The 1,473-nt window shown below is 70.1% G+C and carries 1 protein-coding gene; it reads left to right on the forward strand.

Features of this window, described 5'->3' with window-relative positions; all coding sequences use genetic code 11:
• Positions 1-1,473, forward strand: a 1,473-nt coding sequence (locus ACHUEU_RS16455) for an HNH endonuclease signature motif containing protein (protein WP_394217164.1), incomplete at both ends; no start/stop codon positions are given.

Here is a 1,473-nt window from a genome sequence, read left to right on the forward strand (position 1 = left end):
CGGGCGCGGCGCGCACTGTCCGAGGAGTACATCCTGGAGGAGGTGGAGCCGGGCAGCCTCGAAGCAGCCCGGGTGCTGTCGATGCATCGGACGATGAAGACCCGTGCCCGGCTCTACGCCCATCAGCTCCGTCAGCTCTCGACGTTCTTCCGTGAGGACCCCGCCGTGCAGGGGCTGCTGGATGACGCGGAGGTGACGGCGTTGAAGGTCGCGACCGGACTGCGGTGCAGCTGCTTCCACGCCCGAGCACAGGTCACCGACGCCCACACCGCCGTGGAGTGGATGCCCTTGACGTTCGAGCACCTGCGGGCCGGGGATCTGCCCGAGGCCTGGCATCACTCCCTGCTCCGACACGTCCGTCGCCTGACCGAGGACCAGGTCCGGCAGGTCGACGCCCATATGTCCGGCGTGGAGATCCCATCGGTGTCGAAGGCGACCTTCGACAAGCAGGTCACCCTCGCCGTCGCGCTCGCGACCGCGGGCACGCTGCCGACGCCGCCGTCGGAGTCGCGGGATGTGGAGATCGTGGACGTCAACACCGAGACCGGGACCGCCTCGCTGTACGTCACCGGTCCGATCCCGGAGATCCAGGCCCTCGCCCACCGGCTCGACATCGCCTCCCGCACCGTCCAGAAGGCCCAGCGTGCCGGCCTCGAGGACGGCGCCGAGGGCCCGCTGCCCTTCGATCTCGATGAGAATCTCCACGAGCGCGGCAGAGCCCTCTCGCTGCGGACGCTGCGGTACGCGATCCTGGTCCACTCGGTCCTGGACATCGATCCCGTCCAGGAGACCTCCAGCCCGTTCAGGATCCTGGTCACCGTCCCGGCGACCACGCTGCTGGGAGTCGATGATGCACCTGCGATGCTGGAGGGGATGACGCCGATCCCCGCGGAGCAGGCGAGACAGCTCGCGGCGGGAGAGACGACCTGGCAGCGGATCCTCACCGACCCCCTCACCGGCGCCCACCTGCCCGTGACCGCCCAGACCTACCATCCGACCGCGCAGATGCGGCTCCAGCTGCGGCTGCGCCACCCCGTCTGCGCCGTGCCCGGCTGCACGCGGGCCACGGTGATCGCGGCGGAGGATGACCACATCATCGAATACGACCATGACCACCCCGGCAAGGGTGGCCAGACCAGCCTGTGGAACCTCCACCGGCTCTGCTGGCTGCACCACAAGCTCAAGACCGCCGGACTGATCGACCCCAACCGCGACCCGGAGGACGACCCCGGCAGCGGGGACGGGGCCACCACCGCAGGGCCACAGGAGACGACCTGGAGCATCGCCGGCCAGGTTCGCACCCGCACCAGGGAGAACACGGATCTCCTCACCCCACACACCGTCCAAGCACTCGAACGGGCCTGGCGAGTCCATCAACGCGCCGACGAGGACGCGAAGCGCCTCCATGCCGAGGAGCAGGCCCGCCCCCGCGCGGAACGGGCCGCGGAGCAGCGCGCCAACGCCTACCGACGC

This window comes from Brachybacterium vulturis (genome assembly GCF_043641765.1).
Lineage (GTDB): Bacteria > Actinomycetota > Actinomycetes > Actinomycetales > Dermabacteraceae > Brachybacterium > Brachybacterium vulturis_A.